The organism is Mesorhizobium sp. 131-3-5 (assembly GCF_016756575.1).
In the GTDB taxonomy this organism is placed as follows: Bacteria; Pseudomonadota; Alphaproteobacteria; order Rhizobiales; family Rhizobiaceae; genus Mesorhizobium; species Mesorhizobium jarvisii.
Window position 1 is genome coordinate 18,565 of the sequence record NZ_AP023256.1, and the last position, 13,198, is coordinate 31,762.

General features: G+C 57.8%; 14 protein-coding genes. 6 read left to right on the forward strand and 8 right to left on the reverse strand.

All coding sequences use genetic code 11. From position 1 onward, the window contains the following. Positions 1 to 2,015: 2,015 nt before the first annotated feature. Positions 2,016 to 2,261: a hypothetical protein gene (locus tag JG747_RS35675; RefSeq protein ID WP_199201996.1), complete on the reverse strand. Its 246-nt coding sequence runs from the start codon at positions 2,259 to 2,261 to the stop codon at positions 2,016 to 2,018. Continuing rightward, a complete protein-coding gene (locus JG747_RS35680; protein WP_155249182.1) occupies positions 2,258 to 2,455 on the reverse strand; it encodes a hypothetical protein in 198 nt (65 codons plus the stop codon). The genes JG747_RS35675 and JG747_RS35680 overlap by 4 nt, the downstream gene beginning before the upstream one ends. A 107-nt stretch (positions 2,456 to 2,562) precedes the next feature. Here JG747_RS35680 and JG747_RS35685 point away from each other — a divergent pair, with 107 nt between their 5' ends. Both JG747_RS35685 and JG747_RS35690 read left to right on the forward strand, forming a co-directional pair. After that, positions 2,563 to 2,808, forward strand: coding sequence for a hypothetical protein (locus JG747_RS35685; RefSeq protein ID WP_223217978.1), 246 nt, complete (start codon positions 2,563 to 2,565; stop codon positions 2,806 to 2,808). Further along, positions 2,801 to 3,184: a hypothetical protein gene (locus tag JG747_RS35690; protein ID WP_019863664.1), complete on the forward strand. Its 384-nt coding sequence runs from the start codon at positions 2,801 to 2,803 to the stop codon at positions 3,182 to 3,184. The genes JG747_RS35685 and JG747_RS35690 overlap by 8 nt, the downstream gene beginning before the upstream one ends. Positions 3,185 to 3,542: 358 nt before the next feature. On the opposite strand, the gene JG747_RS35695 is transcribed toward JG747_RS35690, so the two are convergent. The 3 genes from JG747_RS35695 to JG747_RS35705 all read right to left on the reverse strand — a co-directional run bounded on the left by JG747_RS35695 (position 3,543) and on the right by JG747_RS35705 (position 7,249). Next, positions 3,543 to 4,439, reverse strand: a complete 897-nt coding sequence (locus JG747_RS35695; RefSeq protein WP_080643894.1) for an ankyrin repeat domain-containing protein — start codon at positions 4,437 to 4,439, stop codon at positions 3,543 to 3,545. 393 nt (positions 4,440 to 4,832) lie between these two features. Then, positions 4,833 to 5,681, reverse strand: coding sequence for a plasmid partitioning protein RepB C-terminal domain-containing protein (locus JG747_RS35700; RefSeq protein WP_244748515.1), 849 nt, complete (start codon positions 5,679 to 5,681; stop codon positions 4,833 to 4,835). Continuing rightward, a complete protein-coding gene (locus JG747_RS35705) occupies positions 5,678 to 7,249 on the reverse strand; it encodes a recombinase family protein (RefSeq protein WP_244748516.1) in 1,572 nt (523 codons plus the stop codon). Before JG747_RS35705 ends, JG747_RS35700 begins: the two co-directional genes overlap by 4 nt. A gap of 283 nt (positions 7,250 to 7,532) precedes the next feature. Here JG747_RS35705 and JG747_RS35710 point away from each other — a divergent pair, with 283 nt between their 5' ends. Then, positions 7,533 to 7,850: a YMGG-like glycine zipper-containing protein gene (locus tag JG747_RS35710; protein WP_019863671.1), complete on the forward strand. Its 318-nt coding sequence runs from the start codon at positions 7,533 to 7,535 to the stop codon at positions 7,848 to 7,850. On the opposite strand, the gene JG747_RS35715 is transcribed toward JG747_RS35710, so the two are convergent. Both JG747_RS35715 and JG747_RS37740 read right to left on the reverse strand, forming a co-directional pair. Continuing rightward, positions 7,844 to 8,473 carry a class I SAM-dependent methyltransferase gene (locus tag JG747_RS35715; RefSeq protein WP_199202038.1) on the reverse strand — a complete coding sequence of 210 codons (630 nt, stop codon included), beginning with the start codon at positions 8,471 to 8,473 and terminating at the stop codon, positions 7,844 to 7,846. The genes JG747_RS35710 and JG747_RS35715 overlap by 7 nt on opposite strands. Positions 8,474 to 8,610: 137 nt before the next feature. Continuing rightward, positions 8,611 to 9,345, reverse strand: a complete 735-nt coding sequence (locus JG747_RS37740) for a thermonuclease family protein (RefSeq protein WP_342216829.1) — start codon at positions 9,343 to 9,345, stop codon at positions 8,611 to 8,613. 99 nt (positions 9,346 to 9,444) lie between these two features. Here JG747_RS37740 and JG747_RS37745 point away from each other — a divergent pair, with 99 nt between their 5' ends. The 3 genes from JG747_RS37745 to JG747_RS35735 all read left to right on the forward strand — a co-directional run bounded on the left by JG747_RS37745 (position 9,445) and on the right by JG747_RS35735 (position 11,996). Beyond that, positions 9,445 to 9,963, forward strand: coding sequence for a hypothetical protein (locus JG747_RS37745; protein WP_342216830.1), 519 nt, complete (start codon positions 9,445 to 9,447; stop codon positions 9,961 to 9,963). Positions 9,964 to 10,247: 284 nt separating this feature from the next. Further along, positions 10,248 to 11,459 carry an acyltransferase family protein gene (locus tag JG747_RS35730; protein ID WP_120145560.1) on the forward strand — a complete coding sequence of 404 codons (1,212 nt, stop codon included), beginning with the start codon at positions 10,248 to 10,250 and terminating at the stop codon, positions 11,457 to 11,459. Positions 11,460 to 11,780: 321 nt separating this feature from the next. Next, positions 11,781 to 11,996 (forward strand): hypothetical protein, encoded by a 216-nt coding sequence (locus JG747_RS35735; RefSeq protein ID WP_080643897.1) that lies wholly within the window; start codon positions 11,781 to 11,783, stop codon positions 11,994 to 11,996. 674 nt (positions 11,997 to 12,670) lie between these two features. Here the strand turns inward: JG747_RS35735 and JG747_RS35740 are convergent. Beyond that, positions 12,671 to 13,138, reverse strand: coding sequence for an Lrp/AsnC family transcriptional regulator (locus tag JG747_RS35740; RefSeq protein WP_019863741.1), 468 nt, complete (start codon positions 13,136 to 13,138; stop codon positions 12,671 to 12,673). Between the last annotated feature and the right edge of the window lie 60 nt (positions 13,139 to 13,198).

The following is a 13,198-nucleotide window of genomic DNA, read 5'->3' on the forward strand; positions in this document are numbered from 1 at the left end:
TACCCCTCGCTTTTGAGGGCAGGATATATTAGCTATATCTAATTGTCAGCCTGCAGCTCGGACACCGTCACCGAAGGTTACCCGACACGGTTCACTACGTAGGCAGGCCGCCCAGCACAGCAGGCGATGGGCGTCCCTGGTACGCGAGGCGCGGCTGTCGAAGGAGCTATAGGCCGTATCGATCAATATTATTATTGACTAAAGTAATGGAACGTTCAATGGACAAGACAGGAACCAAAACAGTCGCGCCCGACCTTAGTCTGCCAGGCGCAGGACTTTAGTCCTGCCATTTTATATTTAAGCACCGAAGTTAATGGGCTCGACATAGGGCCGCACCGCGTGGGATCAATAGCAGAATGAATTCGAGCAGCTATGGTGTGACCGGTGAAGGATCGCACTAGGCTTCCTCATCCTCTTCCCCCCAAAGTCGCCAGTGGGTAGGCTCTACATCCACGAAATGGCCGGTTATCGCGTCTCTCCAGCCGTCAACGGCGCGTCTGCAAGGGAACACGAGCGCGTGCACACCGTCTTCGTCCAGAACGGCCAGTTCCAGGCTATGAAAGAAGGGGGCATTGAGTATGGTCTGCCACATTGCAAAACGATGTGCTCTGTCGCCTCCGTCGGCTTTGATTTTACGCAAATCCTTAAACGCCCAACAGCGGCCGACGCGGACAATGTTACATTATCGCTGCGGGAACATTAGCTGTCTCTAATAGTTGATGCGAGCGGCAGGGTGGTGCCCTCCATCTCCTGCCGAAGATCGGTATCCGATCGGCCCGCGCTCTCTCCGCCAGAGGAGTGCGGGCTTTCGACGCTAAGCGGGCAGCGATGGTCGACAAGCCTGCAACGACATATGCGGTCGGGGAAGACTAATGAACTCGGGCAATATGCGTGAACCTGTCGTGACGCTTTGATGAACCCTTGAGCCCGCCGCCGGGGTTCGACGGCGGGCAGGCAAACGGCTGTAAATCCCTGCGAGGATCTCGGCCGCCCACCTATATTACAACTTGCTGATGTATGCGGTTGCGTCAAGAGCCTTTCCCTCATGCCTTGTGAGGACAGGGGACTTCAGTCTTAGTTGAGCGCGCACTAATATGCCTATAACTTAGGCATTGCGGGCCTATAACCCCGAGACCATACCCACCCGCAATGGCCCGACGTGCGCTTAGGTGCGCCGACCTTCATGGCGCGCGTCGGGCTGTTTCTATTGGAGCCAAAAATAGTAGAATAAGACAGGTACGGTTTGGCCTCCTGGGTAGGGGGCGAGATTTCCAAACCTTCAAATCCCTGACTTCTGCATCAGGTTGGCAACGCGCATGCCAAGCCTAGCGGTGATTTCGCCATTGTTGGCGGCGAAATCCCAACAGAAGAAGGCCCCCACGCAAAAAAGCAGAATGGAGAATCGCATTAGCGCAGTCTAATATATATGAATTGAACAAGCGTTAAGGCAGATGCGCCGTCTTGAGGCCCTGGGAAAAGATGACTGAAAAGCCGGCCACAGCACCAGCAAGCGATGCTTCAGGATGGCGTCAAGGATGAGGCCCAACCCGAAGAAGCGCTAAAGGGCTCGGCGCATTCGGCGACATATCCTGTGATAGATGGGCGAGCTTTGAAGGTCTCGGGCTGCGTGCGTGAACAGCAACACGACAAAGAGAACCACAACTGCTGACGCGAACCCGGTAACGAGAGCCATCCGCAAAAACGTCGCTGAGGACGGGATGTTCCCTTGAAAATGGCCGGCGCCCGTTGGGCAGGGGTTGGGGTAAAGGGCGCCGCGCGGCCACCACCTTTCAAGGTCGTTCTCCGCGCAATCGTAAAGCAATTTAGTCGCCCCTGTTATGTCCCTCATGCCGGGGCGGCTGGCTCGCTGAGATTTCATTGGGGTTATTCTCGGCGAGCCTACATCTCGCATTTTTCGATGATGCCTGCTTCACCGTCGGGAAGCTTGTGGCCCGGCTCCTTCCTAAAGCCTCACCCCAGCACCACCGCCATTCATCGGAATCCCGATTAGGACCCTAAAATGACCTGCCGGCGCGCATCATGGCCCGAGCGATTGCGAGCTGTGTTTCCGTCCTCGCGTTCTCTTTCTGAGTCATATTGTCCGCTGCGATCAGCCGCTTCAGTGACTGCAGAGTTTCGCCGCGCGACCAGCCGGCCTCCAGCATGCAATCAACGATGGCCTGGAAGCCGGGCTCCATCGCTTCCTGGCAGTCGATGACTCGGTCTGGATAATCGTTCGCTTCTCTTGGTCGACTGATCATCTCACCCCCGCCAAATAGCTGTCGCCGTGTTCGCGATGTTCGAAACAGACCAATGTGATGATTGTCGGCTTTGCAAATCCGAACGGCGCGCGCTTGCCGCAAACGTCAAACTCGCAGACATGATTTTCGCTCCGAACACGTGCGAGCGGCGGTACGGGCAGGCCGTCAGTTTGTCGGGTGGGTTCCTCGCTCATGGCTAAAAGATTCCACAGGCCGTCTTGACGTTCAAGGAAAATATTCCTTTTCTGTTCTCATGGCGCATGAACCGATCGACACGCTGGGGAAGGCGACCCGGCATAACATGCTTGTGAAAGCGGAATGCAGCTGCGGCAACGTCCGCTACTGCCGATCTGCCGATCTGATGATGGTCTATGGCGGCGGTGTCGATCCGCTGAAGCTGAAGTTCGACTGCAACCGCTGCAAGCCGGATATAAGGATCACTCTGCTCGAGGTGCACCCAGAGCACCTGCCAAAGCGCCTCATGATCCACAAGCCGATGAAGGTCGACGGCAAGATCACCTGGTACACGGAACGGTTTCGTGGATAGCGAACGCCTCACGGTCCGATCCGCCTACCAGCGCGGCTGGCAGGTCGTCGAGAACAACCGCGCGATCGAAACCTTCGACAGCAAGGCCGAGGCCTTCAATTTTGTCCATGCCAGGGATGCCCGCGTCCAACTCACATGGGGGCGGACCGCCATCAGTGGAAAGGTGCTGCACTACGATTTTGGGGCGACTTATGGGGATACCTCAGTTGGCCGCATCATGAAGGAGATACATGGGCCGTCGGCGGGCACCTGGTCCTGGACGTGTTACGACGGCGGCGCTCGAGGGCGCAGCGATACCAAGGATGAGGCAGCGGCCGCTGTCGAGGTCGCCTACACGCGCCGCGTAGTCGGGGCGGATTTGGCTCGAAAGAGCTAGCTTCCCAAAGCTGAACGCTTCACGGGCCGCCGATAATTTCCACGCCTTCAATCGGCACATACCAACCGCAGGCTTTAAACAATGATTTTTCTTGCGACCCGGTAAACTTCTCTGGCCTCGGATCAGCCCCCCAGACTTCGCAATGGTAAGGATTGCCCTCAACGGGATTGTATCCGATACGAAGCGAAACCCCTGCCGGCCGGAGCGTTTTGGCATGGACTATTCGCGTTGCTGCGCGGCGTGCGGGGAAAGCACGGGCGCGGTCATCGCTGTCGATTCGCCGAGCCACGCCTGAAACTTGCCGCCTTGGCAGATTTGGCCCGCTGCCGCTGGTGGCGGGCCTATTTGGTAATCGCTTCTAGGGAAGCGGCGACGGTGTTTCACTCAAGGTCCGCAGGTACGCGATAAGGTCTGCTCGCTGCTTCTCGTCCTGCAGACCCGGGAAAAGCATATCTGTTCCAGGCAAGGTGAGCGCGGGATTTGAGATAAACAAATTGAGCTCCTCGAAAGTCCAATCGCCGCCGGCGTCCTTGAGACTTGCCGAATACTCAACATCGCCTTGCGAAGCCTTCCGCCGCCCGACGATGCCCCACAGATTAGGCTTGGGATTCTTGATCCCGGGCGCTACAAGATGACAAGTCCCGCACGTCTTGCCGAAAAGTTCTTTGCCCGATTCAGCGTTTGCCGATGCAAGTCGTGGCGCAATAGGCGCGATGGCCGGTCGTCCGGCGCCATGGCTGCGTAAGTAGGCCACGACGTCGTCGTGACCGGCGAGCTTGGCCAGATGTATAGGTGGACTTCCGTTCGACGTCAGTGCGTTGACTTCTGCACCAGCGTCCACGAGGTGGACGACGCACGGAAGGCAGCCATTTTCTGCAGCCACGTGAAGCGGCGTCTGCGATTTCGCCAACTGATTTGGATCGGCTCCATTATCGAGCAACAGCTTCACGATGTCAGCGTGCCCACCCTTATTGGCGGCGTAGAGAGGCGTTCGTTGCCAACTGACGGGCAGGTTCACGTCCGCCCCGCGATCGATCAGAAGTTTCGCTATTTCGACATTTCCGCCTTCGCAAGCGATATAGAGAGCAGTAACACCATCAACTTCGTTGACAGCGGCGCCTTTGTCCAAGGCAGACGTTACTCCAACCAGGTCGCCACTTTTGACTAGATCTCCGAGGCTGCCTGCTTGGGCAGGTATGATGAAAAGCGAAAGGATCCACGAAGCTCCTTTCAGCCACACGCGTCGCTTGGTCATCGTCTCCTCCCTGATGCGTTTTTCGACTTCCGACAGGTCGCGGGCTGCCTGCGTGCGGTTTCCTTCGCGGAAAAGCGCCGAAGGTTGGTTATTGCCGCACAGACAGTGGCCTGGACAAACAGTGGCCTGCACAAAGACGAATTTTAGCAGATCCTTATATAGCGGCCAAGGAGCAGGTCGCAGTTGCTACGGCCCGGTGCCTCGGCTATCGGGGCGCACTCAGAGCGTCCCTAGATGGTGGACACTGCCGAAGACAATTTCCGGATCGAGGTTTGGGATCGGGAGGAGAAGACGCATCTCGAAACCATCTGTCGAACGCCGGACGCGGTGGTGAGCCAAGCGGCCTGGCACGCCGCCATCCGGCGCCGGCCAGGCATGCTGCTGACCGACCGCTCACGACCCGGCCTGCGGCGGGTGTTTCTTGTATCGAGCCTCGCGGAAGTCGAGCAAGTTCTGAAACACCTCCAGTTGCCTCGCGAAATTGCGCGCTAGATATCGAACCAGCTTGGGGTTGTTCAGCAGTCGGTCGAAATAGCTCGTAGCGGCGATCAGGTTTAGCATTTCTGAGCCGTGGGTGCTGGCAGCGCTCAGATAGTCATGGCTGACCTCGGCAATGTCGGCTTCCATGGCGGCCATTTGCGCAGGGGAAATACCCTCGTATCTTTTTCTGCGAGCCAAGGGATTGGTGAGTTGTGATCGTGGGGTGAGCTCGATCAAGAGCCTCGCTACTCGAAATTCCACGCGGTTCATCGCGAGCATCAGCCGGACAATTTCAACCTGCCGGCCCGGCACGACCTCTCGTAACAAGCCGAAAATCTTCAAGGGGGCGCCGAAATCGTTCAGCATGTCGAGAGCTTCGAGGCAGATGCCTTCGACAAGCGGCTCGTCGACGCGCGGCAAGGAAATCTGCCGGTCTTCGCCGATACCTGCTTTCACCCCGGCCTCGGGCGAATTTTGCATCAAGATCGAAGGAGGCGTTGCGAAGCCATTCGATTGAAGCAATCCTCGAAATGCAGCGATGCGCAGGACATGACGAAAGGCATCGACGACGCTTTCCATCTGGTGTTTCACCGCGTCGGCTTCCCTGATGAATTCCTGCATATTGTCGACTTGGCGCCTGTAGGTCTTCAACAAACCGGAGACACGCAGCGGGTTCATCGGCGCCCGCGAATCTACCGTCAGCCGAATGGCATGCCGATTGTTTGTGACGAAGTCGCGAAGCCCGGCTTTCGTAGTTCTCATATATTTGCCGGCATTGGTTCTCGTCTCGCCATCTCAACCACAGGATCAAGCGAAGCGAAGAGGAAGGCATCAAGGCGCACGCCATTGTCGGCCTTGAGCATGTGAAGGGCAGACTGCGCTTCATGAGCGGGTGCGATCAGGAAGTCACGAACGGTCTGATTATCGGACTCCATCCTGATCAAAATCGTTACCTCTGGCCCGATGAGACCCCGCTTCCAGAACGGCCAGCGTGGAAAACCGGTGACGTTCATCCGATATTGCGCAGTCCAAATCGCCACGGAGAATTCATCATTGACACGCATAATCTTTGTTTGGGGATCGTACAGCGCTGAGCCCCCGACCCCGTCGATGTCCGACATCAAGTTCTCGATTGTTTGCTGCCGAATCTGAATGAGCCGCCTTCTGATGTCGAGTTTCCGATAGTTCGCCGACCCGTCGTATCCGATCAACTGGTAGGCGGCGTTCATGCTTCCAAAGCGATGCGCGTAAATGCTGGCTGAATGACAGCCTGGAGCGGCATCAATGATTGGGCTCGACAGCCTTCCCCGTTCTTTCAAAAGCTTGGTCAGGTCGGCCAGCAACTCTTCATCGGGTCTGAGGTAAGTGCGCGCCCGCCTGATAGCTTGCGCACGATCGAACAGCGCCCGGGGTACCAGCGGTTCGATGACGTTGTCGGCGCGAACCAATGCGCTTGGCGGATTTCTCAGCCGGTTTTGCAGAAGCCTGTGGGATATTCGGTTCCATACAATGTTGCCGACATATTTCTCGCTGGCCAGTATCGTGCCTACGCACGCTCCGGTCCAAGGCCGGCCAAACTCGGTGACCAGGCCGCGCGCGTTTAGAGCAGACGCAATTTCGACTGCCGTTTTTCCTTTCTTCACGAACTGGTTGAATATCCATCGGACGGTTGACACCTCATTTTCAGGCCCGGGGACGAGAACGACTCGGTCGCTGGCCAGGCCTTTTCGCTCATCACGGTGGAGGATTGCCTTGGGATTTCCAGAGCCGTCGACGAGAAGGCGCCTCAACCCATAGCCTGCAGGGCCGCCTCCGCTGAAACCCAGTTTGACTATTCGGCTTTGACCGGCAAAGACCCTATTCGACAGCATTCGGCTGTACTCCGCAGCCATGCTGCGCTTGATGGCCTTCAGAACATCGGACCCAATGCTCCCATCGTTGACGAATAGCTCAGCGCAGAATTCGATCCGCACTCCGGCTCTTTGGCATCGGTATTCATAAGAGGCGCTTTCATCAGTATTCTGAAAGCGTCCCCATCGGCTGACGTCATAGACCACGACAGTTTCGAAATCGGCCCGCCGGCTTTCGATATCTTCGATCAGTCGCTTCAAGCCCGGGCGCCCCAAGATGCTGAGCCCGCTTCGGCCTGGATCTTCATACGTGGCAACGATGTCGTAACCCATGACCTCTGCATAGTTACGGATCGCGTCCCTTTGATTGTCGATGGAGTAGATCTGCCTCTCCGTCGACATGCGCAGGTATTGAGCAGCGCGAGCCCTTCGCCTTTCAAACTCGGGGGGTGTGGTTGCTTTGTCCATCGCGCGGGCCATGGTACTCAGACCTGATAATAGGAGCCTGTACCGCCTGCGATTTGGTTAGGAAAACATGTCGAGTTTGCTTCGAATGCGAGCCGTCGGCCGCATCCATCCGTGCGCAACTATATCGGCCGTTGAGATCAGCGGGTATGCCCGTTTCCTTTGCGCTTTGGAAACCATGGCTTTCAACTCATGGGAAACCCTGACTCACTTCGTGAGAGTGTGCGCCCCCGTTCCGCCGCAATGCGGCCTCACGGGACGATCGATAGGGATTTCAGACGTTTAAGGGAGACTTCACATGACCTTTCACAAAGCCATAGCCGCATTGCTGCTGACCGCCGCACTTGCCGGCTGCCAGTCGCAGACCGAAGGCCAGCAGCGGGCTACCACCGGCGCGCTCATCGGCGGCGCCGGTGGCGCACTCGTCGGCCAGGCGATCGGTGGCAACACCAAGAGCACGGTCATCGGCGCGGCGAGCGGCGCGCTGCTTGGCGCCGTCGTCGGTTCCGCCACTACGCCGCAGCGCCGCGGCGAAGAAATGTGTCGATACCAGGACCGCTACGGCCGCATCTACACGGCACCTTGCGACGACCGGTACTACAACGGCAATTATTGAGAGGCCACTGGCTCCTTCTTTGCGAAGGCCCAGACCATTAGCGGGTATTCCTCGTCGTTGCTGAGGTCTCGCCACAAGCCGTAGGCGCGTACCGGGCCACCGATGTGAGCCCGGGCGCACGCCTTGTTGCCCCAGCCATGGACCTTCACGTTGGCTTCGGGGAAGCCGCCCTCGACCATCACCTGCTTGAGGCCGGCGGGCGTCCACCTGTTGTAATCGTGCGGCCGGGCATGGACCCGGAACAGGAAGGGTGTCGCCACCATCGCCCAGCCGCCAGGCCGGGTCATGGCGTGGATGTTTTGCACCGCTGCGTGCGGCCGCTGGACATGTTCCAGCACCTGGTCGGCAATGACGATCGAATATTGTTCCTCGGTGCGGTCCTTGCAGATGTCGAAGGCCGGGAAATCGACCGAGCGATAGTTGGGGCACATCGCCCGCCAATAGCGGTTCCAGCCCGGCGAGATCTCGATGACGTCAGAGGCCTTGCGGTTGCCGGCTTCCAGAAAGACGGTGAACGCCTCGATCTGGCGGATACGCAGCCAGTTTCGGGAATCATAGCCAAGCAGGCGTTTGGCCATCTGTTTGCCGCGGTTTTTCAGGGTGCCGGCAAGGCTTGTCGTCATCAGATCGACCTCCTCCAAAGCCCGCCGTGAAAACAGCCTAGCCTAGGCAAATGGGCAAAAGATGACAGGACAGCCTATCTCTCTACGCGCGCCAGGGGGTGATCGACCGCACGCACAACCGGGCGCCTATTGAACAGTCATCTGTTTGCGCCATTCCCAGGGCGGTCGAACGCTCCAGCCCACAGGCCGCGCTTGGCGATCCTCGCGTCAGTCTCAGCCTTGGCATAGAAGCCAGCGCTGTATCTCGGCCAGTCGACCGCATAGCCCTTCCTGACCATCCATTCCCCGATATCGACGCCTCCTGCCGTGCAGACGGCCACCATGCGTCTGAACCGGTCGCGGTCGACCTCGATGCACGATATCGGGCGATGCGCCTCGAGGAAGTCGGCCGGGGCGAGAGACGCCCTTTGCCCGCAACGATATTTCTTGCCGGAGGCGTCAAGGCAGAGCTGCGCACTCTCAGGTGCGTCGATGCCGTTGAGGCGAATTCGCTGCCCGTGAATTTCGATTGTGTCTCCGTCAATCACGGAGGGAACGCCCAGTTTATGTCTTGCGTCGAGGGGACGGTGAATATCACCCCGGCGAATACCCCGCTTATCGCCGAGGCTACACGAACCGGTTTCCAACAGATTTCCGATGCCATCAACCACCCGAAGAGCCTCAGAGCTCTGGTGAAGCTGGATGAGCCAGGGCTCGACATTTGGATTGGATATCCGATTTGGAGCGGCGGCCTGACCAGCGTCGGTGTGGGCTTCGACCAAGGCGTCACCGTCGGAAGTATCAATCAGCAGTCCGCGATCAGCCTGACTGGCAGCGAGTTCGTGCAGGACCACGAGGTTTGCGTCGCGCGGAACGTCCCCGTCGGGCTGCACATGGTGACACTATCATCGGGTGCAGGGGCCGCCGCACTTGGCCTCAGCTACGTCCGGACGCGCCGATCGTCGGTCAAGAAGTCGTTCGGCAGAACTACGGTGACTGGCTTTGACCGGCACAAGGATCTTCTTGGCGGCCAAAGTGTCACGATCTTCGCCAATGGCGCCGATGCTGTGGAATTGTGGGACGAGCTTCCCATTTCTCGCCTAATCGCGACGGAAGGCATAGACATCACCTTCGCCGCCACCTTCGCGAAGGATACACAATTCGTTCTGCACGGAGTCAACACCGCCCCGCCGACCGGCGCGACAGGCATGAAAGCTCGCATGGGCGTCGGCGTCGGCTGTGCGGCCTCGACCGGATTTGTCACGGTCTATCAGTTGACCGGGGAAAACACCTACACGGCCACCGCAGTCAATGCGGCGGATTTCAGTGGGGTCTCCAAGCAATATCGGCTTGTCATTGACCCGGGCTCCAGCAGCCTCAAGGTCTATAATGGGCCGCTGCTCGGCACGGTGGCGCTCACAACGCCCTATCTCGGCGGGTTCATGGGGCTGCGGTCTAACGTCAGCGGCAGTAGCCCGATCATTTCTGACTTGCGGTCTATTGAGCACTAGGCCCGAGGACAGGAGCGGTATCCAGCGCCATTGCCTCATCTCTGTGCGGTGACCGGTGTTCCCAAGAACTTCCACCCCACCGGGTCATAACAGTGCCCGTTGCCGTGGTTCCATCCTGAATAAAGACGGGCTTTCTGGCATAGGAATAATGCCACTCGCCGTCCCTGGGCACTGTCTCGATTGGGGTAGTTGATGATCTAGGTTAGAAGTACCAGCGCGGCCAGACAGACGGCGAGCATCTCTGTTTTGTTCAACTTGGTCATCATGCTGATGGGCAATATCACATGCTGGCCGACGATCTCAACCGTTGCGTCAAAATTCCAATCCCTGTAGGAGCAATGCATCTGGCGGGGGCTCGCCGGGTGTCCAAATTGACGACGCAGATCAAACGGCCGGATCGCTTTCCCTATCTCAGCGCCCTGCGCGGGATGGCTGCTCTATGGGTCGTGATGGTCCATGTAGCCCATATGCCTAATCCGCATTTGGCGCTTCCATGGTGGGCAGAGGGGTTCGTCGGAAACGGCGTTATGGGCGTTAATCTGTTCTTCCTCGTGAGCGCGTTTTCGCTTTGCCTTACAATGCCGAAGCATGACAAAGAAGAAAGGCCCTATCTAGGGTTCATGCTGCGGCGTTTTTTTCGGATAGCTCCGCTATTCTACCTCTTGATCATCGTGACACGCCTGATGCGCATCTTTCCTTTCAGATGGAGTGCGCTAGCCGCGAACATATTTTTCGTCTTCAACTTCATTCCAGGCAGCGGATATCAAACGGCGATGGTCCTGGCGGGCTGGACGATTGGCGTGGAAATGGCGTTCTACGTGATGTTTCCCTTCATATATGCCAGAACCAAAAGTGTGACGTTGGCCATTCGGGCGCTCGTTGTTGCCTTCTTAGTCGCCGCGGCTTTTCGATCTGTCATCGGGAACTTGGTGGCCGACTCCGCCTCGTACATAAATCAGTCCATCTTTGGGTTGGCGCCGATGTTCATGTTCGGGATCATCGCGTTTTATATGGTCCGGGCTGCTGGCGAATGGAAACATAAACGAGTGATCGGCGCTCTCCTGCTGGCTTCGGTGCCGCTTCAGTTCTATGTGATTATCCATGGCTTGGTCCCATTCGGCCCGGCCATCTATTGGCAAGGGCCGATGTTTGGGTGCCTCTTGGTGGGGCTCTACCTTCTCCCGCTCAGGCTGCTGGTCAACACGGCAACCGTGTGGCTCGGCAATATCAGCTATTCCATCTATCTTGTGCACAGCCCGGTAATTGTTGTGCTAGCCTACAGATCTACGGTGTACCAGCACCTTCACGCGTTGGGACTAGGCCCAGTTGAAACCTATGCACTGGCGCTGGGACTGACGCTGGCTTGCGTGATCCCTATTGCTGCCTTGACCTTCTACGGCTGGGAAAACTGGCTGAATGAATGGGGCAAGGGCTTCGCCTCGCGGGTGGCGGGGAGAAAAGAACAAACCCGCATAGTCGTTCAGGAAGCGGCCTGAAGGCGGCGGCTAGGTCACCGGTAGCTCCTAGCGCTCGCGCCTGCCGCAAGGCCTCATTCGCAGTTTGAAATCGTATGTACTCTTCCATCGGCTGCGTCATGGCGGTAGCTCCGAATTGGGCGGCGACACGAACAAAAAACATCCTTCTTGTCAGGTTTCAAAACCTTTAAAGCTGGTGCCAAATGAAGCTGCGCGGAGGGGCCAAACGATTTTGCGGGCTACAATATCGCTGGGGCGCTCACAAACTGTCCGCTGGAAACCAGCGAAGGAACAATTTTAGCAAGCGATAATTTTATAGGCCAGTTAGCCAGGGAGGCTATCTTGACCCAACGACGGATCGACAAAGAGCGCATCGAGCGCGCCGATCGAGAGGCGAAGTTGTTGATTGAGGCGGAAACGCTGGCACGAAATGCAAAGACGGCGCGATTGCGGGCGCTCCGTCTTTCCTCGGCACAACCCACGGAGAGGCCAGCTCCGGTGAAAACGCGCCGGCCGCCCGCCAAAAAGTGGTCGACGAAAATTATCGAAGTCAACTGAGGCAAAACAGCTTTGGATCCCGCCCTCTGCTGCCATCAGTCGATTGAACCCCGCCGCATCTAGTGTCGAATATTCTTGCTTTAGCTTTGGGCGGCGGACAATGAGACCTTTCTTGTATTGAGGGCAGATGAAACCGATCAGCACCCCCGTCGCGGCGGCCAGGATCCCTGCGGAACATTAGTCATTCCTAAAGATTGACTCACGCGGCAGAGCGGGTGCCCGCGCCCCCTTGTCGAAGATCGGACTCCGATCGGCCCGCGCTCTCTCCGCCAGAGAGTGCGGGCTTCGTCTACATTCAGGGAAATGATCGCCCGAACATGGTACGGTTCCATACAAATTTACCGATTCGACCTTTCCGAGCCTGTGCCGAGAGTAAATTAGTTGCGTGGGTTATCGAGGCGCATTGTGATGCCTCTCGCTAGTTGTGGCGGAGTGTTTGAGCCCGAGCATCTGGACGTGCTCCAGCGGTTGTTTGACCGGCTTTGCGCAGAATGCCGGCTGGAATACATGCGCTCATGCTAATATCAGCGCAACATACGAACGCGCATGGCTTAGCGATGACCGACAAGCCTGCAACAACGTGTCGTCAGCGTCTTCGAGAAGCCGAACTGGCGCACTGTGCTGACCACCAAGACAAGCAGAAGGCGTTCCGCCCGCTGGAGACTACCGGTCGGTTAGGCAGGCAGGACCTCCGACCGCTTGACCTGCCCCAGGGCGAAGCTGCTTTCTATCGAGGCGATGTTGTCCAGCCGCGTCAGCTTGTCCTTGATGAACCGCTCATAGGCCTCGAGGTCGCGCACCACGATGCGCATCAGGTAATCGCGCTGGCCGGTCATCAGATAGCAGTCGACAACCTCTGGCCAGCGCAGCACCGCCTGGGAGAAGCGGTCGAGATCGTCCTCGCGTTGCCGTTCAAGCTTGATCGACGCGAAAGCGCTGATCGGCAGGCCGAGCTTCTTCTGGTCGAGGACCACGGTGTAACCTTTGATGACGCCGGCGCTCTCCAGGAGCCTCACGCGCCGGGCGCATGGTGAAGGCGAAAGGCCGACGGCTTCAGCCAGGTCGTTCGTCGTCGCCTTTGCGTTCTTCTGCAGCGCGGCGATGATTTTCAGGTCGATTGCATCGAGCGTCGGATTTGGCACGTTTCCCTCATGTGGGCGTCATTTTTGGCTGGATCAGCCAATATCATCGATAAGCTTGCG